The sequence below is a fragment of the Amycolatopsis sp. 2-15 genome (genome assembly GCF_030285625.1).
GTDB lineage: Bacteria > Actinomycetota > Actinomycetes > Mycobacteriales > Pseudonocardiaceae > Amycolatopsis > Amycolatopsis carbonis.
Genome location: NZ_CP127294.1, coordinates 7910635 through 7931460, shown reverse-complemented (window position 1 = coordinate 7931460; position 20826 = coordinate 7910635). Strand labels below are relative to the sequence as shown.

At 71.1% G+C, this 20826-nt stretch carries 19 protein-coding genes and 1 pseudogene; 15 read left to right on the top strand and 5 right to left on the bottom strand.

Features of this window, described 5'->3' with window-relative positions; genetic code table 11:
* Positions 1-61: 61 nt before the first annotated feature.
* A complete protein-coding gene (locus tag QRX50_RS39280; protein WP_285968133.1) occupies positions 62-949 on the top strand; it encodes an RNA polymerase sigma-70 factor in 888 nt (295 codons plus the stop codon).
* Between the two features lie 122 nt (positions 950-1071).
* On the opposite strand, the gene QRX50_RS39275 is transcribed toward QRX50_RS39280, so the two are convergent.
* Together QRX50_RS39275 and QRX50_RS39270 are read right to left on the bottom strand one after the other, a co-directional pair.
* Entirely contained in the window at positions 1072-3462 is a 2391-nt protein-coding gene (locus QRX50_RS39275) for an excinuclease ABC subunit UvrA (protein ID WP_285968132.1), read from the bottom strand.
* A 137-nt stretch (positions 3463-3599) separates the two neighbouring features.
* A complete protein-coding gene (locus QRX50_RS39270) occupies positions 3600-3950 on the bottom strand; it encodes a VOC family protein (protein WP_285968131.1) in 351 nt (116 codons plus the stop codon).
* 284 nt (positions 3951-4234) lie between these two features.
* On the opposite strand from QRX50_RS39270, the gene QRX50_RS39265 reads away from it, so the two are divergent.
* A complete protein-coding gene (locus QRX50_RS39265; protein ID WP_285968130.1) occupies positions 4235-5005 on the top strand; it encodes an SDR family NAD(P)-dependent oxidoreductase in 771 nt (256 codons plus the stop codon).
* Here QRX50_RS39265 and QRX50_RS39260 read toward each other — a convergent pair.
* Positions 4980-5519 (bottom strand): GNAT family N-acetyltransferase, encoded by a 540-nt coding sequence (locus QRX50_RS39260; RefSeq protein ID WP_285968129.1) that lies wholly within the window; start codon positions 5517-5519, stop codon positions 4980-4982. The two genes, QRX50_RS39265 and QRX50_RS39260, sit on opposite strands and share 26 nt — an antisense overlap.
* A gap of 110 nt (positions 5520-5629) precedes the next feature.
* Here QRX50_RS39260 and QRX50_RS39255 point away from each other — a divergent pair, with 110 nt between their 5' ends.
* From QRX50_RS39255 to QRX50_RS39245, 3 genes are read left to right on the top strand one after another with little or no spacing between them, the layout of a single operon-like run.
* Positions 5630-6271, top strand: a complete 642-nt coding sequence (locus tag QRX50_RS39255) for a GntR family transcriptional regulator (RefSeq protein WP_285968128.1) — start codon at positions 5630-5632, stop codon at positions 6269-6271.
* A 15-nt stretch (positions 6272-6286) separates the two neighbouring features.
* The gene (locus tag QRX50_RS39250) at positions 6287-7189 is read left to right on the top strand and encodes an isocitrate lyase/PEP mutase family protein (protein WP_285968127.1); all 903 of its coding nucleotides are present in this window, start codon (positions 6287-6289) and stop codon (positions 7187-7189) included.
* Positions 7186-8478, top strand: coding sequence for an amidohydrolase family protein (locus tag QRX50_RS39245; protein WP_285968126.1), 1293 nt, complete (start codon positions 7186-7188; stop codon positions 8476-8478). The genes QRX50_RS39250 and QRX50_RS39245 overlap by 4 nt, the downstream gene beginning before the upstream one ends.
* A gap of 100 nt (positions 8479-8578) precedes the next feature.
* On the opposite strand, the gene QRX50_RS39240 is transcribed toward QRX50_RS39245, so the two are convergent.
* Positions 8579-10201 carry a class I adenylate-forming enzyme family protein gene (locus tag QRX50_RS39240; protein ID WP_285968125.1) on the bottom strand — a complete coding sequence of 541 codons (1623 nt, stop codon included), beginning with the start codon at positions 10199-10201 and terminating at the stop codon, positions 8579-8581.
* A gap of 121 nt (positions 10202-10322) precedes the next feature.
* Between QRX50_RS39240 and QRX50_RS39235 the strand changes: the two genes are divergently transcribed.
* The 9 genes from QRX50_RS39235 to QRX50_RS39195 all read left to right on the top strand — a co-directional run bounded on the left by QRX50_RS39235 (position 10323) and on the right by QRX50_RS39195 (position 18393).
* Positions 10323-11051, top strand: a complete 729-nt coding sequence (locus QRX50_RS39235) for a DsbA family protein (protein WP_285968124.1) — start codon at positions 10323-10325, stop codon at positions 11049-11051.
* Between the two features lie 118 nt (positions 11052-11169).
* Entirely contained in the window at positions 11170-11748 is a 579-nt protein-coding gene (locus QRX50_RS39230) for a TetR/AcrR family transcriptional regulator (protein ID WP_285968123.1), read from the top strand.
* Positions 11749-11891: 143 nt separating this feature from the next.
* Positions 11892-13070: a thiolase family protein gene (locus QRX50_RS39225; RefSeq protein WP_285968122.1), complete on the top strand. Its 1179-nt coding sequence runs from the start codon at positions 11892-11894 to the stop codon at positions 13068-13070.
* Between the two features lie 45 nt (positions 13071-13115).
* Entirely contained in the window at positions 13116-13862 is a 747-nt protein-coding gene (locus QRX50_RS39220) for an SDR family NAD(P)-dependent oxidoreductase (protein ID WP_285968121.1), read from the top strand.
* 36 nt (positions 13863-13898) lie between these two features.
* Positions 13899-15056 (top strand): acyl-CoA dehydrogenase family protein, encoded by a 1158-nt coding sequence (locus tag QRX50_RS39215; RefSeq protein WP_285968120.1) that lies wholly within the window; start codon positions 13899-13901, stop codon positions 15054-15056.
* Between the two features lie 76 nt (positions 15057-15132).
* Positions 15133-15555 (top strand): ester cyclase, encoded by a 423-nt coding sequence (locus tag QRX50_RS39210; protein ID WP_285968119.1) that lies wholly within the window; start codon positions 15133-15135, stop codon positions 15553-15555.
* Positions 15556-15558: 3 nt separating this feature from the next.
* Positions 15559-16797: a chloride channel protein gene (locus QRX50_RS39205; protein WP_285968118.1), complete on the top strand. Its 1239-nt coding sequence runs from the start codon at positions 15559-15561 to the stop codon at positions 16795-16797.
* A gap of 13 nt (positions 16798-16810) precedes the next feature.
* On the top strand, positions 16811-17389 hold the full coding sequence (locus QRX50_RS39200; protein WP_285968117.1) for a TetR/AcrR family transcriptional regulator: 579 nt from the start codon (positions 16811-16813) through the stop codon (positions 17387-17389).
* 431 nt (positions 17390-17820) lie between these two features.
* Positions 17821-18393: a class I SAM-dependent methyltransferase gene (locus QRX50_RS39195; RefSeq protein WP_285968116.1), complete on the top strand. Its 573-nt coding sequence runs from the start codon at positions 17821-17823 to the stop codon at positions 18391-18393.
* Here QRX50_RS39195 and QRX50_RS39190 read toward each other — a convergent pair.
* Complete coding sequence (locus QRX50_RS39190) at positions 18350-19642, bottom strand: MFS transporter (protein WP_285968115.1); 1293 nt, start codon at positions 19640-19642, stop codon at positions 18350-18352. The genes QRX50_RS39195 and QRX50_RS39190 overlap by 44 nt on opposite strands.
* Positions 19643-19869: 227 nt before the next feature.
* Between QRX50_RS39190 and QRX50_RS39185 the strand changes: the two are divergent.
* Positions 19870-20762: pseudogene (locus tag QRX50_RS39185) on the top strand (LysR substrate-binding domain-containing protein).
* Positions 20763-20826: the final 64 nt, after the last annotated feature.

Sequence of the window (20826 nt, the reverse complement as noted above, 5' to 3'; positions counted from 1 at the left end):
CCGCGGCGGGCGTAAGCTGGCCGGGTCGGTCGGACACGTCGTCGGAAGGGTTGCCGGGGGTATGGAAGAGAGCGGAAGCGCCACTCTCGACGACGCGGCCGAGGCCTTCGCGCAGGTGCGCCCGCGGCTGTTCGGCATCGCGTATCGCATGCTCGGCAGCGCGGCCGACGCGGAGGACGTGCTGCAGGAGGTGTGGCTGCGCTGGCAGAAGGCCGACCGCTCGGTGGTCGAGAACCCGGCCGCCTACCTCGCGACCACGACCACGCGCCTGGCCATCAACGCCACGCGCACCGCGTACGCGCGGCGTGAGACCTACGTCGGGCCGTGGCTGCCCGAGCCCGTCGACACGACGGCCGACCCGCAGCTCGGCGCCGAGCGCGCCGCCGCGCTGGAGGTCGCCGTGCTGATGCTGCTGGAGAAGCTCACGCCGACCGAGCGCGCCGCGTACGTGCTGCGCGAGGCGTTCGACTACCCGTACTCGCAGATCGCCGAGATCATCCAGACCACCGAGGTCACGGCGCGCCAGTACGTGAGCCGCGCCCGCAAACACCTCGCCGCGGAGAAGCGCAAGCCCGTGAGCGAGGAGGAGCGCAAGAAGCTGCTCACCGCCTTCCTCGCCGCCGCACAGGCCGGCGACCTGCCGGCGCTGGAGCAGCTCTTCGCCGCCGACGTGGTGAGCTACTCCGACGGCGGCGGCGTCGCCCGCGCCGCGCGCTCGGCGATCTTCGGCCCGGCCACGCTCGCGAAGGTCGTCCGCGCGTTCCAGCCGTTCTTCTGGACCGACGCCGAAATCGTCTTCACGCAGGTCAACGGCGAACTCGCCGCGGTACTGAGCCGCAACGGCGCCGTGTACGGCGTCCTCAGCTTCACCTCGACCGAAGACGGCATCGACAAGATCCTCTGGATGCTCAACCCCGGCAAGCTCACCGCCGCCCTGCCCGCGGACTGACTCACGGACTGGCGCGCTGCCGTGCGGCGCGTCGTCCTCGGTCGCTCAGCCGGATGGATCTGGCCCGTGCAACGCTGACCGCCCGAGCCCGAGCGACCCCCAGGAGACAGACGCCACGTGGGTCAGGCGCCGACGTAGTCCGCCAAGTGCTCTCCGGTCAGCGTCGCGCGCTTCGCGACGAGGTCGGCCGGCGTGCCCTCGAACACCACGCGCCCGCCGTCGTGGCCGGCGCCGGGGCCGAGGTCGATGATCCAGTCGGCGTGGGCCATCACGGCTTGGTGGTGCTCGATGACGATCACCGACTTGCCGGCCTCGACCAGTCGGTCCAGCAGGCCCAGCAGCTGGTCGACGTCGGCCAGATGCAGGCCGGCGGTCGGCTCGTCGAGCACGTAGACGCCGCCGTCGGTGCCCATGTTCGTGGCCAGCTTGACGCGCTGGCGCTCGCCGCCCGACAGGGTGGTGAGTGGCTGGCCGAGTGTGAGGTAGCCGAGCCCGACGTCGGCCAGGCGTTGAAGGATCTTGTGCGCGGCCGGGATCTTCGCCTCGCCGTCGGCGAAGAACTCCAGGGCCTCGGCCACCGGCATCGTGAGCACTTCGCTGATGTCGCGCCCGCCCAGGTGGTACTCCAGCACCTCGGCCTGGAACCGCTTGCCCTCGCACACCTCGCACGGGGTGGCTACGCCGGCCATCATCGCGAGGTCGGTGTAGACGACGCCCGCGCCGTTGCAGTTCGGGCACGCGCCCTCGGAGTTGGCGCTGAACAGGGCCGGCTTCACGCCGTTGGCCTTCGCGAAAGCCTTGCGGATCGGCTCCAGCAGGCCGGTGTAGGTGGCCGGGTTGCTGCGCCGCGACCCGCGGATCGCGCCCTGGTCCACGGTCACCACGTCTTCGCCGCCGGACACCGAGCCGTGGATCAGCGAGGTCTTGCCCGAACCCGCCACCCCGGTGACGACCACGAGCACGCCGAGCGGGATGTCGACGTCCACGTCCCGCAGGTTGTGCGTGCTCGCGCCGCGCACCTCGAACGCGCCCGTCGGCGTCCGCACCGACGGCTTCAGCTTGGCGCGGTCGTCGAGGTGGCGCCCGGTGCGGGTGCCCGACTTGCGCAGGCCCTCGACGCTGCCCTCGTACACGACCTCGCCGCCGCCGCTGCCCGCGTCGGGGCCGAGGTCGACGACGTGGTCGCCGATCGCGATCGTCTCCGGCTTGTGTTCCACGACGAGCACGGTGTTGCCCTTGTCGCGCAGCTGCCGCAGCAGGCCGTTCATGCGCTGGATGTCGTGCGGGTGCAGGCCGATGCTCGGCTCGTCGAACACGTAGGTCACGTCGGTCAGCGACGAGCCGAGGTGGCGGATCATCTTGGTGCGCTGCGCCTCGCCGCCCGAGAGCGTGCCCGACGGCCGGTCGAGCGAGAGGTAGCCGAGCCCGATCTCGACGAACGAGTCGAGCGTGTGCCGCAGCGAAGCCAGCAGGGGAGCGACCGACGGCTCCTTCAGCCCGCTCACCCACTCGGCCAGGTCGCTGATCTGCATCGCACACGCGTCGGCGATGGACAGCTTGCCGATCTTCGCCGAGCGCGCCTCCGCCGACAGGCGCGTGCCTTGGCACTCGGGGCACGTGGTGAAAGTGACGGCCCGCTCGACGAACGCGCGGATGTGCGGCTGCATCGCGTCGACGTCCTTGGACAGGAACGACTTCTGGATCGCGGGCACGAGCCCCGAGTAGGTGAGGTTGATGCCCTCGACCTTGATCTTCGTCGGTTCCTTGTACACCAGGTCGTTCAGCTCTTTTTTCGTGAACTTCCTGATCGGCTTGTTCGGGTCGAAGAAGCCGCTGCCGCGGAAGATGCGGCCGTACCAGCCCTCCATGCTGTAGCCGGGGATGGTGATGGCGCCTTCGTTGAGCGACTTGTTCTCGTCGTAGAGCGCGGTGAGGTCGATGTCGTTGACCTTGCCGCGGCCTTCGCAACGCGGGCACATGCCGCCGGTGATGCTGAAGCTGCGGCGCTCCTTCACCGTCCGCCCGGCGCGTTCGAACGTCACCGCGCCGCCACCGCTGATCGACGCGACGTTGAAGGAAAACGCCTGCGGCGAACCGATGTGCGGCTTGCCGAGGCGGCTGAAGAGGATCCGCAGCATCGCGTTGGCGTCGGTCGCGGTGCCCACAGTGGACCGCGGGTCGGCGCCCATGCGCTCCTGGTCCACGATGATCGCCGTGGTGAGGCCTTCGAGCACGTCGACGTCGGGCCGGGCGAGCGTGGGCATGAAGCCCTGCACGAACGCGCTGTAGGTCTCGTTGATCAGCCGCTGCGACTCCGCCGCGATCGTGCCGAAGACCAGCGAGCTCTTGCCCGAGCCGGACACGCCGGTGAACACGGTCAGGCGGCGTTTCGGGAGCTCGACGCTGACGTCCTTGAGGTTGTTCACGCGTGCGCCGTGCACGCGGATCACGTCGTGGCTGTCGGCGCCCTGCGGCGCGGACGAGGGCTGGGCCTTCGCCGTGGCCTTGGTCATCGGGTCTCCCTTTGCTGGGACGGGGGCCGCGCGAGCGGCGTCGACGGGGTCGGTGGAGTGGCTGGCGTCGATTCAACCAGGTCGGCCGGGGTGCTCGGGGCCGATCGGGCACCCGCTCACCCGGAGCGGGCGGTGGTTCAGCGGTCCTGCAGCAGGCCCAGCACGTTGCCGTCCGGGTCGGTGATGGTGGCGACGAGGCGCCCGCCGCCGACGTTCTTCGGCTCCTCCCGCACCACGGCGCCCGCCGCGGTCACCTCGGCCAGCTTCGCCTCGATGTCGTCGACGTGCCAGTAGGCCACGGGCGACGGCGAGGCCTGCGGTCCGCCGTTCGGCACGAGCCCGATGTGCTGGCCGGCGGTGTCGAACCCGACGTAGTACTCGCTGTCGGCCTGCGGCGCGATCCCGAGCAGCGCGGCGTAGACCTCCTTGGCCTTGCTCAGGTCGGAGACGGAGTGCAGCACGGTCTTGATGCCCTGCGTGGAAGACATGGTGGCTCCTGGGGTTCGAGGCTTCGAGTGCGTGTCTTCGACGCTAACCGCGGCGGTCGCGCGAGCGCTTCTCGATTCCTGCTCGGTTCACCCGGGCACGGTCGGTCCTCGGGTGTGGACGGTGCGTGGACAAGCCACAGTGGACGCGCGTCAGAGGCCCTTCACGAGCACGTCGTGGGTCGCTTCGAGGTGGGCGGCGAGCAGGCCGCGGTGCGCGGCGTCGCCTACCTGCGCCCCGCGGCCCGCTTGACCTGGAGCGCGCACCAGCTCCTAGCGTCGATGCGATGGAGGTCGGTGCGATGGAGACGACAGTGCTCGTGACCGGCGCGACCAGCGGCCTCGGACTGGCGATGGCGGCCGCGCTCGCCGAAGCCGGGGCGCGCGTCGCGGTGAGCGGGCGGTCGGGGGAGCGGGCGCGCGAGGTCGCCGCCGGGCTGCCAGGCGCGTTCGGGGTCGAGCTGGATGTGCGCGACGAGAGGTCGGTGTCGCGCGCCGTAGAGCAGGCGTGGTCGCGGCTCGGCCGGATCGACCTGCTGGTGAACAACGCCGGGCTCGGCATGCGCACGGTCAACCCGCGGTTCATGACCGAACCGCGCGGGTTCTGGGAAGTTCCGGTCGAGGGCTTCCGCCAGGTGGTGGAGACGAACCTGACGGGCTACTTCCTCGTGGCGCGCGAGGTGACGCCGCGGATGCTGGCCGCGGGTGGCGGGCGGATCGTGAACATCGCGGTGAGTGAAGCGACGATGAGCCGGGCCGGGTTCGTGCCCTACGGCCCGTCGCGGGCGGGCAGCGAGTCGCTGTCGCGCGTGATGGCGGCGGATCTGCGCGGCACCGGCGTCACGGTGAACCTGCTGCTGCCCGGCGGTGCGACCGTCACCGGCATGCTGCCGGACGCGCCCGCCGGCCACCGGTTCCTGGAGCCGGAGGTGATGGGCCCGCCCATCGTGTGGCTGGCCTCGCCCGCGGCGGCCGCGGTGCACGACGAGCGCATCGTCGCCGCCGAGTTCGAGCAGTGGCTGCGCGAGCGCGTCAGGCGCGGAACTGCTCCGGAGTGAACGAGAAGACCGTGTACTCCCGCCCCGCGTGCGTGAAGACGCCGAGGTGGTTCATGCCGAGGTGCGTGTGGACGGCCAGCGACTTCTCGTTGGCGCGCTCCACGAACAGCACGCCCGCGGTGTGATCGGCGAGGTGCTCGGCCACGGCGGCGAGCAGCAGCCGAACCACGCCCTGGCCGCGGTGGGCCGGCGCGACCGCGACGGGGCCGTAGAGGAACACACCCTCGGTCAGGCCCGCGGCGCGGGCGACCTCGACGGTGCGGCCGGGCGGGCCGTCGCCGGCGGACTCGGCCGGTGACGTCAGCGCGACGCCGGCCGGTTCGCCGTCGTCCTCGGCGAGATAGGCGCCGGTGGTGGTCTCGAACCGGGCGAGCTTGTCGGCGTCGAAGCTGCCCTGCACGAAGCCCTGCGCGGCGCGTTCTTCGGGAGGCAAATCGAGGCCGCGGGCGCCGTCGAGCAGCGCGAGGATCGCCGGGCGGTCGGCGGGCCCGGACCTGCGTACCAAGATCGTCACACCTCCACTCTAATCAGCGTGACCAGAGCCACGCGACAATAGTGTCACTTGCATTGTTGACAATCCGGGCGACACCTTCGTACCCTGGGTGGCACCACGAAGGGACGGCCATGAAGAGCGAAGAGGTCGAGCTGCACCTGCGGGAGCGGCTGTTGCGCGGGGATTTCACACCGGGCAGCCGGCTGCCGGAGGTGAAGCTGGCCGCCGAGCTCGGCACCACCCGCAACGCCGTGCGGTCGGCTCTGCTGGCGCTCGAGTCGCGCAAGCTGGTGGAGCGGATCCCCAACGTCGGCACGGTCGTGGCGAAGGTCGACTTCGACCGGCTGGAAGAGATCTACGACGTCCTCGAGGTGCTGGAAGGCCTCGCCGCCCGGCTGGCGGCGCAGAACGCGGAGCCGCAGGACTGGGCGCCGCTGCAGGAGCTCTTCGCGCCGAGCCGGCTCGACGCCGCCGCCGCCGGCGGTGACCTCGAGACGTTCCTCGTGGCCATCGACTCCTACCGCGACTCCGTGATCCGCTTGGCGGACCAGGATTTCCTCGCCGAGACCCTCGCCGGCATCCAGGACCAGGCGCACCTGCTGCGGCGCCGGATCCTCATGACCCCCGGCCGGATGGAGGAGAGCCTCGCCCAGCACCGCGACATCATCGAAGCACTCGTGCGCGGTGACGCCGACCGGGCCGAAGAGCTCAAGCGCCACAACATGAAAACCGCCCGCACGCGGTTGCGCCGCTACCGCGATTTCCTCGTCTGAGGAGAAGGAAGTTCGATGCCGAACACACCGCACGAGCGTAGGAAAGCGTTCAAAGCACTCCTGGCCGGACCTGGGCCGCTGGTGCTGCCCGGAGCGTATGACGCCTTCAGCGCCCGCCTCGTCGAAAAGGCCGGTTACCCCGCGACCTACCTGGGCAGTTTCGCCGCCGCCGCGTCGGCGTTCGGGCTGCCGGACGTCGGGCTCCTGACGCTGAACGAGATCGCCGAGCAGGCGCGCCGCGTCGTCGACGCGGTCGGTATCCCCGTGCTCGCCGACGCGGAGAACGGCTTCTACGACGCCCCGAACGTCTGGCGTGCCGTGAAGGTCTTCGAAGACGCGGGCGTCGCCGGCGTGCACATCGAGGACAATCTGGGTGGCAAGCACACGTCGATGCCCGCCGGGCTGCTTTCGGTGGAGCAGATGGCGAACAAGGTGCGCGCGGCGGTCGACGCCCGCACCGACCCCGACTTCCTCGTGATCGCCCGCTCGGACGCGGCGTGGGTCGAGCACGACCTCGAAGGCTGCGTCCGCCGGCTCGAGGCCTACGCCGCGGCCGGTGCGGACCTGGTGTTCGCGCCCGCGATCCCGGCGATCGACCTCAAACGCGTGCGGGCCAGGATCCCAGTGCCGGTCATGGTGCCCGGGGATCTGCTGGACGTGCCGGGTTCGGACGAGCCGTCCAGCACGATCACGCAGTACGGCGAGGCCGGTGCCGACGTGGTTCTGCTGTGGTACACGGTGATCGGCGCCGCGTCGAAGAACGTCACGGCGGTGCTCGGCGCGCTGCGGGAAGGTGCAGACGTGGCCGCGGTGAAGCACCTCGTCACCGAGCAGCACGCGTTCGAAGCCACCATGGGCTACGACGAATACGAAAAGCGCAGTGCCCGCTACGCGAGCGGGCAGGAGGGGTCGGCGTGAGCCACGAGACCGTCTACACGGGAGCGCGCCTGCTCACCGGCGAGCAGGTGCTCGACGACGCGACGCTGGTCGTCCGCGACGGGGTGATCCGGCAGGTCGGCCCGGCGTCGGACATTGTCGCGGACGGCGCCATGGCAGACGCCACCGTGGTTTCCCTGCGGGGCAAGACGGTGATCCCCGCGATCGTCAACCCTCACGGCCACATCGGGTACATGCGCGGCACCACGTCGGACGCGAGCTTCTACTCGCGTGCCAACGTCGTCGACCACCTGCATCGGCTCGCGTACTACGGCGTCAGCACGTTCCAGTCGCTCGGCACCGACCGCGACGACACCGAGCTCGCCGTCCGTGACGACCAACGGGCCGGCACGCTCGGCGAGCGCGACGTCGCGCAGCTGTTCACGGCCGGCGCCGGGATCGTCGCGCCGACGCCGGGCGACACCAACGGCGGGCCGTTCTTCGCCGCCGACGCCGTGCACGAGGCGACCGGCCCCGACGAGGTGCGCGCGTTCGTGCGCGGGCTGGCCGCGAAGCGGGTCGACGCCGTGAAGTTCTGGCTCGACAGCCGCCACGGCACCAAGGAGAAGCTCGGGCCGGAGATCTACGAGGCCGTGATCGACGAGGCGCACACCCACGGCATCACGGTCGCCGCCCACATCTACACGCTCGAAGAGGCGAAAGCCGTCATCCGCGCGGGCGCCGACATCATCGCGCACCTGCCGCGCACGGGCACCGACGACGAGCTCATCGCACTGCTGAAGGACAACAACGTCGCGGTGTTCACCTCGATGGCCATCCAGCGCCCGCCGGGCGAGGACTGGCTGGACGAGCCGGCGTTCGCGGACATCCTCCCGATCGACGCGGTGGAGAGCCTGCGCGCGACGATCCGCGAGAAGGCGCCGGAACCGCTGTTCGACACCGGCGAGGCCTACCGCGGCATGGAGCGGACGCTCGTCGCCCTGGCCGACGCGGGCGTGCGGCTGGTGTTCTCCGCCGACACGGGCCTGCTCGCGCAGATCATCGGCTTCGCCGAGCACCGTGAGCTGGAGGCCCTGGTGGCGGCCGGGATGTCGCCGCTGGTGGCGCTGCGGCTGGCCACGGAGGTGTCGGCCGAGCTGCTGGGGCTGGCCGACCGCGGTTCGCTCACGGTGGGCAAGCGCGCGGACTTCGTTGTCCTGGACGAGGATCCGTTGCAGGACATCACCGCGACGCGCCGGATCACCGACGTGTACTTCGAAGGTATTCGCGTCGACCGGGAAGGGCTGCGGGCGGGCTGGCAGAACGCCTGAGCCACTTCGTACGCGGAAGGCCGGTGCCCCGAGGGGTACCGGCCTTCCGTCGTGGACTGTCCGGTGTGGACGGCGTGGGCGCGCCACGCCGTCCACCTGGTCAGCCGCCGACCTTGCGGGCGCTGTCCGCCCAGTAGCGGTCCCTGAGACGCCGCCGCATGATCTTGCCCGAGCCGGTCTTGGGCAGCTCGTCGACGAACTCGACCGAGCGCGGCTTCTTGTAGCCGGCCAGGTGTGCCGCGCACACGGCGATCACTTCGTCGGCCGTCACGGTGAACCCGGTGCGCATCACCACGATCGCCTTCAACGCCTCGCCCCACGTCTCGTCGGGGACGCCGACCACGGCGACCTCCGAGACCCCCGCGACGGTCGACACGACGTTCTCGACCTCCGTCGGATAGACGTTGAACCCGCCGGTGACCACCATGTCCTTCTTGCGGTCCACCAGGTACAGGTACCCCTCGTCGTCGAACCGGCCGAGGTCGCCGGTGCCGGCCCAGCCGTCGGGTCCGAGGATCGCGGCCGTCGCGTCGGGCCGGTGCCAGTAGCCCATCATCGTCTGGTCGCCGCGCACGGTGATCTCGCCGATCTCGCCGGGGCCGACCTCGGCGCCGGTGTCGTCGACGAGCTTGACCTCCACGAACGGGCTGACCCGGCCCGCCGACGCCAGCCGCGGTGGGATGCCGGCTCCCGGGTCGAACGCGTGGTGGCGCGCCGAGAGGCACGCGATCGGGATCGGCAGCTCGCTCAGCCCGTAGAACTGCACGAACACGTCGCCGAACACCGCGCGGGCGCGGGCGAGCCGGTCGGGGGCGATCGGCGAACCGGCGTACACCACGGTGTGCAGCGAGGAATAGTCCCCGGGCCGTTGCTCGGCGGCGAGGACAAGCAGGTTCAGCATCGTCGGCACCATCGGGAGGACCGTCACGTGGTGGGATTCGATCAGGTCCAGCACCACCGCGGGGTCGAACTTGGCGCACGTGAGGTGGGTCGCGCCGCGCACGAAGTACGCCGGCGCCACATATCCGCTCAGGTGGCTCAGCGGCGCGACGTGCAGCACGAGATCGTCGTCGGCCGCCGGGGGCAGTTCGAGGAGTTCGTTGCGCACCATGGCCGCCCAGGCGGCGTGGCTGAGCGTGGCGCCCTTGGGCAGGCCGGTCGTGCCGCTCGTGTAGAGGATCGCGGCGGGGTCGCCGGCGTCGGGCTTCACCGGTCGTGCGGGTTCGGCTGCGCGCAGTTCGTCCAGGGTCGTGTCGCCCGGGCCGCCGGCGACCGTGACGATGAACCGGAGGTGGGGGAGCTCCGCGCGGATCCCGGCGAGCTGCTCGGCCCACGCGGCATCGGCGAACACCACGGACGCGGCGCAGTCGTTGAGAATGTGGCCGACTTCGCGCACGTGCAGGCGCGTGCTGAGCGCGGTGCGCACGAGTCCGCTCGCGAACAGGGCGTGTTCGGATTCGAAGAACTCGAGTCCGTTCGCCACCAAGAGCACACCCCGGTCACCTCGGCGCAAGCCCAGCGCGGTGAGACCGCCGACGACGCGGTGAACCCGGTCGCCGAGCTCGCGGTAGGTGAGCGCGGTGTCGCCGTCGCGCACGGCGATGCGCGAGCCGAACTGGTGGTAGGCCCGATCGTAGAGCTCCGCGATCGTGACCCGCGCGCAGACCGGCCGGCGCACCAGGCCGTCTTCGCCGGGGGTTGCCATGGCTGTCCCGTCGAGCATCGTCGCCCAACCTCCTTCGCCGAGCCCGGTCGTTGGACCGATCGGTCTGAGCACTTCTCCTGGTTGGCAATTATGCTTGTACCGATCGGTATAAACAAGGGTCGTTGGGTACGCTCACCTCATGAGCGAGCCTGATCTGCACTTCTACTTCGACCCCGTCTGCCCCTTCGCCTGGATGACGAGCAAGTGGGTGCGCACCGTCGCGCGGCTGAAGCAGTACGACGTCGAGTGGCGGTTCATCTCCTTGCGCCTGCTCAACTCGCACATCGACTACGCGGCGCACTTCCCGCCGGAGTACGAGGAGTCGCACACATCGGGGCTGAAGCTGCTGCGCGTGGCCGCGCGGATCCGCCGTGACCACGGACCCGAGCCGATCGGCGCGTTCTACGAGAAGCTGGGGCAGGAGACCTTCGAGCAGGACGCCGTCCCCGGTGGCACGGCCGCGGCGGTGCACCGCGGCGTGCGTGACCTCGCGACCACGGCACTCGACGCCTGCGGCCTTCCGCACGAGTACGCCGACGCGCTCGAGGACGACACCTGGGACGCCGTGATCCAGGCGGAGACCGACGTCGCCCTGACGCTGACGGGCAAGGACGTCGGCACGCCGATCCTGCACTTCGAGCCGCCGCGCGGCACCGCGCTGTTCGGGCCGGTGATCAGCCGGCTGCCCGGCGACGACGAGGCGGTGGAGCTGTGGGACCACGTCGTGGCGCTGTCGCGCTTCCCGGGTTTCGCCGAGCTCAAGCGCAGCCTGCGTGAGCGGCCGCAGCTGCCGGCGTTCGGCGTCAGCGCGGACGAAGCCGGCAAGCAGGAAGACTGGCACGGCGGGAGCCGCCGGCAGAAGAAGTGAGGCCCCGGCCGCGCGGTCGTCCGACGTGCGGGGACCTCGCCCTGGTGCCGGGGTGGGGCCATCGGCGGATATCCTTGGATCGTTCGGTCCACGAGGGGTGAAGGCGGGCGTCGGCGAGATGACGGTGACGGGATTCGAGGCGAACCGGGCGCGCGTGATCGGCATCGCGGCCGAGCTGTTCGCGCGCAACGGTTACCACGGCACCGGGATCGCCGAGCTCGGCACCGCCGCCGGCCTCGGGCGGGGCGCGCTGTACCACTACATCGGCAGCAAAGAGGCCGTGCTCTACTCGATCAGCAAAGAGCAGGTCGACTCCATGAACGCCTACGCCGAGCAGCTGCTCGACGAGGACCTCGGTGCCGAAGAACTGGTGCGGCGCATGGCTCGCGGGTTGCTGCGCAACATTGCCGAGCACCGCGCGGAGTGGGCCGTGTTCTTCCGCGAGTACACGGCGCTGACCGGCGAGTGGCGCGACCACGTGATCACCGCGCGCGAGCGCTACGAGGGTTACTGGCGCCAGGCGCTGGACAACGGCGTGCGCGCCAAGGTGCTGCGCCAGACCCCGCGCCTGCTCGTGAAGGGGATCCTCGGCATGCTCAACTACACCTACCTCTGGTACGAGCCCGACGGTGAGCTGACGCCCGACGAGGTCGCCGACATGTTCCTCGACGCGTTGATCGAGGGCATCCGCGCCTGACCGGAGCGCCTTCGGTCTGCCTTCGGCTCGCGTTTCCCGATCGAATTCCGGTCGCGGGCCGTCGTGTGCCAGATTACTTGTACCGACCGGTCCATACAGGTATCGTCCTCGGTGATTCCAACGCCGGAAACCCGGGAGGACCCATGGCTTCACCACGCGACGCGGTGGTCGTCGACGTGCTGCGCACCCCCGTCGGCAAGGGGAAGCCGGGCGGCGCGCTCTCGCAGGTGCACCCCGTGCACCTGCTGGCCGACGTCCTCGCCGGCCTTGTCGCGCGCAACGACCTGGACCCCGCGCTCGTCGACGACGTGATCGCCGGCTGCGTGACCAAGGCGGGGGAGCAGGCCGTGAACCCGGCTCGCAGCGCTGTGCTCGCCGCCGGGTTCCCGTTGTCGGTGCCGGCGACCACGGTCGACCGCCAGTGCGGTTCGAGTCAGCAGGCGGTGCACTTCGCCGCGCACGCGATCCAGGCCGGCGCGGCCGACGTCGTGATCGCCTGCGGGGTGGAGTCGATGTCGCGCGTGTCCATGCACTCGGACGTCCAGGGCGCCGACCACCTCGGCTCGCGCGTGGCCGAGCGGTTCCCCGGCGGACTCGTGGGCCAGGGGATTTCCGCCGAGCTGATCTGCGCGCGGTGGGGGCTGAGCCGGGACGAGCTCGACGCCTTCGCCGTGGAATCCCATCGCCGGGCGGCCGAGTCGCAGTCGCTCTTCGCGGCCGACCTGGTGACGGTCGCCGAGGCGCCGGAGCTCACGGTCGACGAGACCGTCCGTCCGTCGACCACAGCGGACGGTCTGGCCGGGCTCCGGCCGTCTTTCGTGGACGAAGCCGCCGCGCGCCGATTCCCGGAGATCGGCTGGAAGATCACGCCGGGCAATTCGTCGCCGCTCTCCGACGGCGCGGCCGGGGTGCTGCTGATGAGTGCGGCCAAGGCCGCGGCGCTGGGGCTGACCCCGCGCGCCCGGATCCACACGACGGCCGTGGTCGGCGACGACCCGATCCTCATGCTCATGGGTGTCGTGCCCGCCACGCGCGCCGTGCTCGCGCGGGCCGGGCTGACCGTCGACGACATCGACTTGTTCGAGGTCAACGAGGCGTTCGCGCCGGTGTCCCTGGCCTGGCAGCGTGAGACCAAGGTGGAAGCCGAGCGGCTCAACGTCCACGGGGGAGCGATCGCGCTCGGCCACCCGTTGGGCGCGAGCGGGGCCCGGATCCTGACCACGCTCGTCGGCGCGCTGGAACACCGCGGCGCCCGGTTCGGGCTGCAGACGATGTGCGAATGGGGCGGCATGGCCAACGCCACGATCGTCGAACGGCTCTGACATTCGTCACAATTATCCGTACTGACCGATCGGTACAATTATTCCATGAATGCAGAAGAAGTCGGCACGAATGGCCGAGTCGCGCTGGTCACCGGTGCTTCGCGGGGTATCGGCGCCGGGATCGCGCGGCAACTGCTCGACCGGGGATTGCGGGTCGCGGGCACCTACCGCTCCGGCGGGGAGCTCGTCGGGAAGCTGGCCGCGGACGCGCCCGGCCGGGTGCTGCCGGTGGCGTTCGATCTCGCCGCGCCCGACACGGCCGAAGCTCTCGTCGAGCAGGTCGCCGGGCACTGGGGCAGGCTCGACTCGCTCGTGCTGAACGCCGCGGTGTGGCAGGGCGGCAAGCTCGTGCGCGCCGATCCCGGCGACTGGTGGCGGGTGATCGAGGAGAACCTGCGCAGCACGGCCGCGTTGGTGCGCGCGGCGATCCCTTGGCTGGCCGAGGGGGTGAATCCCAGCGTCGTGCTCGTCGGGTCCGCCGTCGGAACGGTCGGCTTCCCCGGCGACACCGCGTACGCGAGCGTGAAGGCCGCAGCGGTGGGTTTCGCCCGGTCGCTCGCGAAAGAGCTTGCGCCGCAAGGGGTGCGCGTGAACGTGCTGGCGCCCGGGTTCGTCGAGACCGACATGACAGCCGCGATCCCCGAGGGTGCGCGGCAGAAGATCGCCGACGCCACCGTGCTCGGGCGCTTCGGCACCGTCGAGGAGATCGCCCGCGCCGCGGTGTTCCTCGCCGAGGACGCCACGTTCTGCACGGGCGCGGTCCTCGCCGCCGACGGCGGCTGGACGTTGTGAAACACCGGCTTTGAACCGAACCACACGGAGGAACCGATGAGCACTGGCCTGCCCGCCGACGACTACCGCAAGCTGCGTGACGCCGTCTTCGCGACGATCTGGGACGAGCTCGACCCGCTGGAGCACCAGATCGAGGACACGGAGAAAATCCCGTACGACGTGGTGCTGCCGGCGCTGCGCGCGTGCGGTGCGTTCGGGCTGATCGTGCCGCGCGAGTACGGCGGCTCGGGACTGTCGATCGCGCAGTACCTGCCGATCCTCGCCGAGTTCGCCAAGATCCAGGGCGGGATCCGGGCGATCGTGCACGTCCACAACTCGTTCGCCCACGCGTTGTCGGAGATCGGGAACACCGCGCAGAAGAACGAGATCCTGCCGGGCGCGGCGACGGGGGAGAAGTCCTTGGCCTTCGCGCTCACCGAACCCGGCAACGGCACCGGTGCCGACCTGTCCACTGTGGCTCGCCGCGAAGGTGACGAGTACGTGCTGAACGGGCGCAAGTGGCTCATCACCAACTCCGACATCGCGTCGCACTTCCTGGTGTTCGCGAAGACGTCCGATGTGGACGTTTCCGCGCTGATCGTGCCGCGGGACGCGCCGGGGTTCACCATCGCGCCGCTGCCGGAGACCATGGGCTGCAAGGGTGCCGAGCACGGTGAGCTGACGTTCACCGACGTGCGGGTGCCGGCGTCATCGCTGGTCGGGGCGGAGGGCGAGGGTGGCGCGCATCTGGAGCGGGCCCTGGAGGTCAGCCGGGTGTTCATCGCGGCCTCTTCGCTCGGCACGGCGACGCGTGCGCTGGAGCTCTCGGTGAAGTACTCGCAGGAACGGGTGACGTTCGGCAAGCCGATCGCGTCGCGGCAGGCGATCCAGCGCTACCTCGCGGAGATGGCCGCGGACGTGTATGCGCTGCGCGGCATGCTGGCCGACGCCGCGGCCAAGTGGGACGCCGGCAAGCGGATCCCGGCCGAGTCGTCGCTGCTGAAGCAGTTCGGGCTGGAGGCTGTCGGGCGCGTGACCGACCGGGCGCTGCTGGTACACGGCGGCATCGGGTACACGCGCAAGTACCCGATCGAGCGGCTGTATCGCGACGCGCGCCTCAACTGGCTGGAGGAGGGCACTCCGACCATCCAGTACCTGGTCGCCGCGCGCGAACTGCTGGAGGGCTACCGGTTCGACGACGCGTTCGCCGGTTAGCCACGGGGGTGTGGTGCTGCTCGCAAAGAGGACCGGTGCGGCCGTCTCGGAGGTATCTTTGACAGCAATGTCAAACATGACTCGGGAGGTAACCGTGCCGAACTCGGCGGAGCTGGTCGAATCGTTCTGGAACGAGGTCTGGAACGCGCACAACGCGGACGCGGCCGACGACTTCGTGGTCGAGGACTTCGTGATCACGAACGCGGGCGTGCGCATCGAGGGCCGCGAGAACTTCAAGGCGTGGATCCGCGCGTTCCTCGAGCAGGTGCACGACCTGGAGCTGGAGATCGTCGAAACGTTCCAGAATCACGACGGCAGCCGCGTCGCCTCGCGGTGGAACGTGCACGGGCGCAACAACGGCGTGCTCGGGTCCGAACCGGACGGTCGCCCCATCTCCTTCAGCGGCACCGCCGTGTGGGAGATCGCGGGCGGCAAGCTGGTGCACAACCACGTCGAGCGGGCTTCGTACGAGCTGCACCAGCGTCTGAACGCGGCCTGACGCGTGCGCTCGGGCCCGCTGCTCCTCGCGGCTGCCCTGGCCGGCGCGGTCGCCGGGATCGCGGCTGTCGCGTTCGGACAGACGGTGGGTGCGCTCCGGTCGCTGGTGGCCGGTGCGCCGCCCGCCGTCGTCGTGCTCGCGCCGGTCGTGGGCGCGCTGCTGTGCGTCGCGATGGTGCGCTTCGTGCCGGACGCCGGTGGTGGCGGGATTCCCCAGGTGCGCCAGGCATTCGCGGGTTCGCCCCTGTGCGGACGCGTCGCGGGTGCCAAGGCGCTGGCGTCCGGCATGATGCTCGGCTCCGGCGGTTCGGGTGGCGCGGAGGGTCCGGTCGTCCACATCTCGGCCGCGCTGGGCTCCGCGTTGGCCCGCGCGGTGCGGCTGCCTCCGGCCTCGGTGCGTCCTGTCGCGGCGGCCGCCGTGGCCGGCGGCGTGGCGGCTTCGTTCGGCGCACCGCTGGCGGGCGTGGTGCTCGTGGCGGAGGTGCTGGTCGAGGGCCTCGGCGGGGTGGAGCTCGTCGGGGTGGCGATCGGCTCGGCCGCGGGCGCTCTCGCGGGCGTTGTCCTGCCGGGAGAACCGTTGCGGCTGCCGGATGCCGCGGTCGGCGGGTCTCCGTTCGGCGGTGTGGTGGCGGGGTTGTTCGGTGTGGTGCTGGCGTGGTCGTTGTTCGCCGGTGCGGCTTGGCCCGCGTGGGTTCGCGGTTTCGCCGGCTCGCGGCGGATCGAGCGCGAGAGCCGGCTGGTGGCCGGTTCGACGCGGGCTGTCTCGGGCCGGGTTCGTGATGTCGTGGCCTGGGCCTGTTCGGGCTGGGTCCGCGCTGTGGTCGGCGGGGTGGCTGTCGGGCTGCTCGTGCTCGCGGTGCCCGGTGTCGCCGGCGTCGGGCAGCCCGGGGCCGCGGCGGGCGGCCTGAGTGTGTTGCTGGTGCTGGCGGTGGTGAAGGTCGTCGCGACGGGAGTGACCGTCGGGGCGGGCGGGGTGGTCGGGACGATCGGGCCGGCGTTGTTCGTCGGGGCGACCGTGGGCTCGGCGTTGCCCATGGCGGGCGGTGCGGCGGCGGGAATGGCCGCGTGCCTGGCCGCGGCTTCGCGGGCGCCGGCGACCGCCGTCGTGCTCGCGGTCGAGCTGAGCGGGCTCGACCTGCTGCCACCGATCCTGCTGGCGGCGGCGCTGGGGTGGCTGGCCGGGCTGCTGACGCGGCACGGCGTCTTCGACGTTCCGGAGCCGACTAGGCTGGCCGGCGGGTAGGGAAAGGGGTTCCATGGCGGGCGTACGCCAGTTCGACGAGCGCGAGGCTCTCTCACGCGCCCTCGACGTCTTCACTGACCGCGGCTTCCGCGCCACGTCGATGCTCGACCTGGCCACCGGCACCGGCGTCCAGCGCGGCTCCCTGTACCACGCCTACGGCGGCAAGGAAGAAATCTTCCTGCGCGCCTTCGGCGCATACACGGCCGCCTTCCTCGCCGGCGCCTCCGCGGCACTGGACCGGCCGACGAAACGCGCGGCCCTCCTGTCGTTCTTCGACTACTGCGTCCAGACCTTCACCGCGGGCACCCCGGCCCACGGCTGCCTGTCCACCCGCACTGCCATCGAAGCGGCCACGGAGTCACCCCGCGCGGAATCCGCCGTGCGCGCCCTGCTGGACGAGCTGGAAACCCTGGTGTACACGAAACTGTCCACTCTGGACGACGGCGTCGAGTCCCCCGTGGACCTCCACGCCGCCGCCCGGCTCGTCGTCAGCACCACGCGTGGCCTCGCGGTGATGGAGCGGGTGCGGTACGAGCCGGGCGAGCTGCGGGAGATCGCGGAAACCTTGGTGACGTCACTGTTCGGTCGCTGAGGCCGAGTCGACGCGTTGCCCGTCACGGCGGAGTAGCGAGCCGAGGATCCCGCGGTTCAGCTCGGTAGCTGCCTGCACGGCGGCGGCACCGACCGTCGAGTTCGGTGATGTCCGTGACGCGGTGCGGTCGGTACTGGGCCGACTGGTGCACGGAGTCGTGCGAGAACACCGAGTTCCAATATTCGTTGCAGGCGCGCAGGACGTCGCGCACGAGTTGCGCGACCGGCCGCATCGGCGTCCAGCTGAATGCCCAGCACGTCGGCTCCCTGATCGCGGGCCCGGAGGCCGGATCGGGGCCGGATGGCTTTGCCATCTCGGCAACAACACTTGCCGCCACCGCCGCCCCCGGGCACGGTGGTACCCGGCGGACAGGTGAAGGCGAGGCAGATGAACACGCAGGCCTGGGACGAGAGGACCGCGGTCGCGCGCAGGTGTTCAGCGGGGAGCCCACCAACGGGGTGCTCGTGGCGGAGGCCGCGGGGCTGGCGCCGGGGGAGGCGCTGGACGTCGGGTGCGGGGAGGGGGCCGACGCGGTGTGGCCGGCGCGCCGGGGGTGGCGGGTGACGGCGGTGGACGTTGCGGAGACGGCGTTGCGCCGGGGTGCGGCGGCGGGGGCGGGCGTGGCCGGGCGGGTGGCGTCGACGCGGGCCGATCTGAGCACCGCCGGGTTGCCGGCCGGGGTGTTCGATCTCGTGTCGGTGCAGTACTTCCCGTTGCCGCACGAGCCGGAGCACGCGGCGCTGCGCCGGTTGCCGGCGTCGGTCGCGCCCGGGGGCACGCTGCTCGTCGCCGGGCACGATCCCGGCGACGAGGGCGTGGACTACGTCGGCTACTACCGGCCGGCCGAGATCGCGGGGCTCCTCGGCGACGAGTGGACGGTCCTGGTCCACGAGTCCCGGCCCCGGGACAGGCCGGGGCCGGAGGGCACGCACCACACCCGCGACGTCGTCCTGCGCGCGGTCAGTGCGGTCGGCTCCGCCGGGGAGCCAGCAACAATGCCGTGAAGGTGATCGCGCACGCGACCACGATGTACAGCGCGATCACCCACGACCCGCCGAAGCCGGCGAACAGCGCGGCGGCGATGAACGGCGCCGGGCCGCTCGTGATGAGCCCGCCGACCTGGTAGGCGACCGAGACGCCCGTGTAGCGGTGTTCGGCGCCGAAGAGTTCGGCGAGGAAACCCGCCATGGCGCTGTAGGTGCTGGCGTGGCCGAGGGTCGCGAGCAGGAACATCGCGAGAAGCACGGCGGCCGGGGCGCCCGTGTCGAGCAGCCAGAAGAACGGGAACGAGACGGCGGCCGAGTACACCGCGCCGCCGAGGAGGACTTTGCGGCGGCCGATGCGGTCGGCGAGGATGGCGACGAGCGGCACAGCCGCGATGTCGACGAGCGACGCGACGATGAGGCACATCAGCACGGTGCCGCGCGACACCCCGGCCTCGTTCGGGCCGTACGACAGCACGAACACGCTCGCGATGTAGAACGGGATGTTCGCGCTGGCCTGCGCGAAGATCCCGACGAGCACGGCGCGCAGTGATCGCCGCAGGGTGTCCTTCAGCGGGAACGCGGGCACGTCGGCGCGCTTGAACTCCGGGGACTCCTCGAGGCGCGAGCGCACGTACAGCCCGACGAGGATGAGCACCGCGCTGGCCAGGAACGGCAGCCGCCAGCCCCAGCTCAGCAGCTGGTCCTTCGGCAGCTGCTGCACCGCGAGGAACGCCGACGCCGAAAGCACGAGACCCGCGGGAACGCCGGCCTGCGGCCAGCTGCCGTAGAACGCGCGCCGGTGCGGCGGGGCGTGCTCGACGGCCATCAGCACCGCGCCGCCCCACTCGCCGCCGACGGCGAAGCCCTGCAGCAGCCGCACGAGCACCAGCAGCACCGGTGCCGCGACACCGATCTGGCCGTAGGTCGGCAGCAGCCCGATCGCGACCGTGCCACCGCCCATCAGCAGCAGGGACAGGAACAGCATGCGCTTGCGGCCGATCCGGTCGCCGAAGTGGCCGAACACGATGCCACCGAGCGGGCGCGCCACGAAGGCGACCCCGAACGTCGCGAAGGCCGCCAGGGTGCCGGCCAGCGGGTTGAGGGTGGGGAAGAACTGGGCGTTGAAGACGAGCGTGGCCGCCGAGCCGAAGAGGAAGAAGTCGTACCACTCGATGGCGGTGCCGATGAAACTCGCGAACGCCACGCGCGCGGGTCTCACCCGCGTCGCCTGTTGCTGCTCGACAACCACAACTACCTCCAACGTCATCGGGGGAGACGGCACGCGAACGGCGCGCCGGTGGTGCCGTCGCGGGCCCTGGGACCAGCGGCGGACGGACCCGGGCCGGCGATCTTCAAGCCCGTGACCTGGGATGTTCCGCGGAACTATAGCCGTACCGACCGATCGGTACAAGCCCTTGTGAGCCGTGAGGCAACGCTCCTTCCCCACCCGGCGCGGCCTGCCGTCCGCACCGGCGCGCAACGGGTGGAACAACGGTGCTGAACGACGAAGTGTCCTTTGGCGACTTCGAGGTTTTCCTCGCGCTCGCCCGGAACGAGCACTTCGTCCGCGCGGCCGACGAGCTCGGCGTCAACGCGACGACGGTGCAGCGCAGCGTCCGCGCCCTGGAGCGCAAGCTCGGGGTCGACCTCGTCGACCTCGTCGAGCACCACGGGCGCCGCGTCCGGCTGCGCGACGCCGGACGGGTGCTCGCGCGCGAGGCGGGCTCGGTGCTGCGCACGCGCGCGGACGCGATCGCCACGACGCGGGCCGCCTCGGGCGATCCGCGGCAGGTGCTGCGGATCGCGCACACGTTCTCCCTCGGGCTCGGGTTCGTGCCGGACGTGCTGGCCGCCCTGCTCGAACGCCACCCCGGCCTGCGGTTGCGCTGCCACCAGAGCTCCGCGACGGACGCGGTCACCCACCTGCTGCGCGGCGACGCCGACGTGGTGCTCGGCTCCGCCGCCCCGGCCGACCCCGACGTGGTGGTGCTGCCACTGTTCACCGAACCCCTGGTGCTCGCGGTGTCGATCGGCGATCCGCTGTGGTGAGCCTGCGCGAGGCGGAGGACCGGTCGTTCGTCGCGATGGCGCCCGGTGCGAGCAGCCGCGCGCACCTGACCGGTGCGTGCGCCCGGGCCGGGTTCGTGCCGCGCGTGACGGTGGAGGGCAGTGACCCGTTCGTCGTCGAGTCGATGGTCGAGGCCGGGCTCGGCGTTTCCGTGGTGCCGGGCCGGATGGCCGACCACCACCACCCGCTCGTCGTGCGGATCCCGATCGCCGACGAGGGGTGTCACCGCACGATTTTCCTGGCGCACCGCAAAAAATCCGCTGTTTCGCCGATGGTACGGGCGCTCACGAGCCTGGCGGTGGCGCGGGGCAGCGGCTGATCGTTGCGATTTTCGCAACGGACCGGTGCGCGGTTGTCGTTGTTCGCGCCGGGCGGTGTTGAAA

Coding starts and splice junctions, on each gene's coding strand:
- QRX50_RS39280 (WP_285968133.1), top strand. CDS start 62: ATGGAAGAGAGCGGAAGCGCCACTCTCGACGACGCGGCCGAGGCCTTC.
- QRX50_RS39275 (WP_285968132.1), bottom strand. CDS start 3,462: ATGACCAAGGCCACGGCGAAGGCCCAGCCCTCGTCCGCGCCGCAGGGC.
- QRX50_RS39270 (WP_285968131.1), bottom strand. CDS start 3,950: ATGTCTTCCACGCAGGGCATCAAGACCGTGCTGCACTCCGTCTCCGAC.
- QRX50_RS39265 (WP_285968130.1), top strand. CDS start 4,235: ATGGAGGTCGGTGCGATGGAGACGACAGTGCTCGTGACCGGCGCGACC.
- QRX50_RS39255 (WP_285968128.1), top strand. CDS start 5,630: ATGAAGAGCGAAGAGGTCGAGCTGCACCTGCGGGAGCGGCTGTTGCGC.
- QRX50_RS39250 (WP_285968127.1), top strand. CDS start 6,287: ATGCCGAACACACCGCACGAGCGTAGGAAAGCGTTCAAAGCACTCCTG.
- QRX50_RS39240 (WP_285968125.1), bottom strand. CDS start 10,201: ATGCTCGACGGGACAGCCATGGCAACCCCCGGCGAAGACGGCCTGGTG.
- QRX50_RS39235 (WP_285968124.1), top strand. CDS start 10,323: ATGAGCGAGCCTGATCTGCACTTCTACTTCGACCCCGTCTGCCCCTTC.
- QRX50_RS39230 (WP_285968123.1), top strand. CDS start 11,170: ATGACGGTGACGGGATTCGAGGCGAACCGGGCGCGCGTGATCGGCATC.
- QRX50_RS39225 (WP_285968122.1), top strand. CDS start 11,892: ATGGCTTCACCACGCGACGCGGTGGTCGTCGACGTGCTGCGCACCCCC.
- QRX50_RS39220 (WP_285968121.1), top strand. CDS start 13,116: ATGAATGCAGAAGAAGTCGGCACGAATGGCCGAGTCGCGCTGGTCACC.
- QRX50_RS39215 (WP_285968120.1), top strand. CDS start 13,899: ATGAGCACTGGCCTGCCCGCCGACGACTACCGCAAGCTGCGTGACGCC.
- QRX50_RS39210 (WP_285968119.1), top strand. CDS start 15,133: ATGACTCGGGAGGTAACCGTGCCGAACTCGGCGGAGCTGGTCGAATCG.
- QRX50_RS39200 (WP_285968117.1), top strand. CDS start 16,811: ATGGCGGGCGTACGCCAGTTCGACGAGCGCGAGGCTCTCTCACGCGCC.
- QRX50_RS39190 (WP_285968115.1), bottom strand. CDS start 19,642: ATGACGTTGGAGGTAGTTGTGGTTGTCGAGCAGCAACAGGCGACGCGG.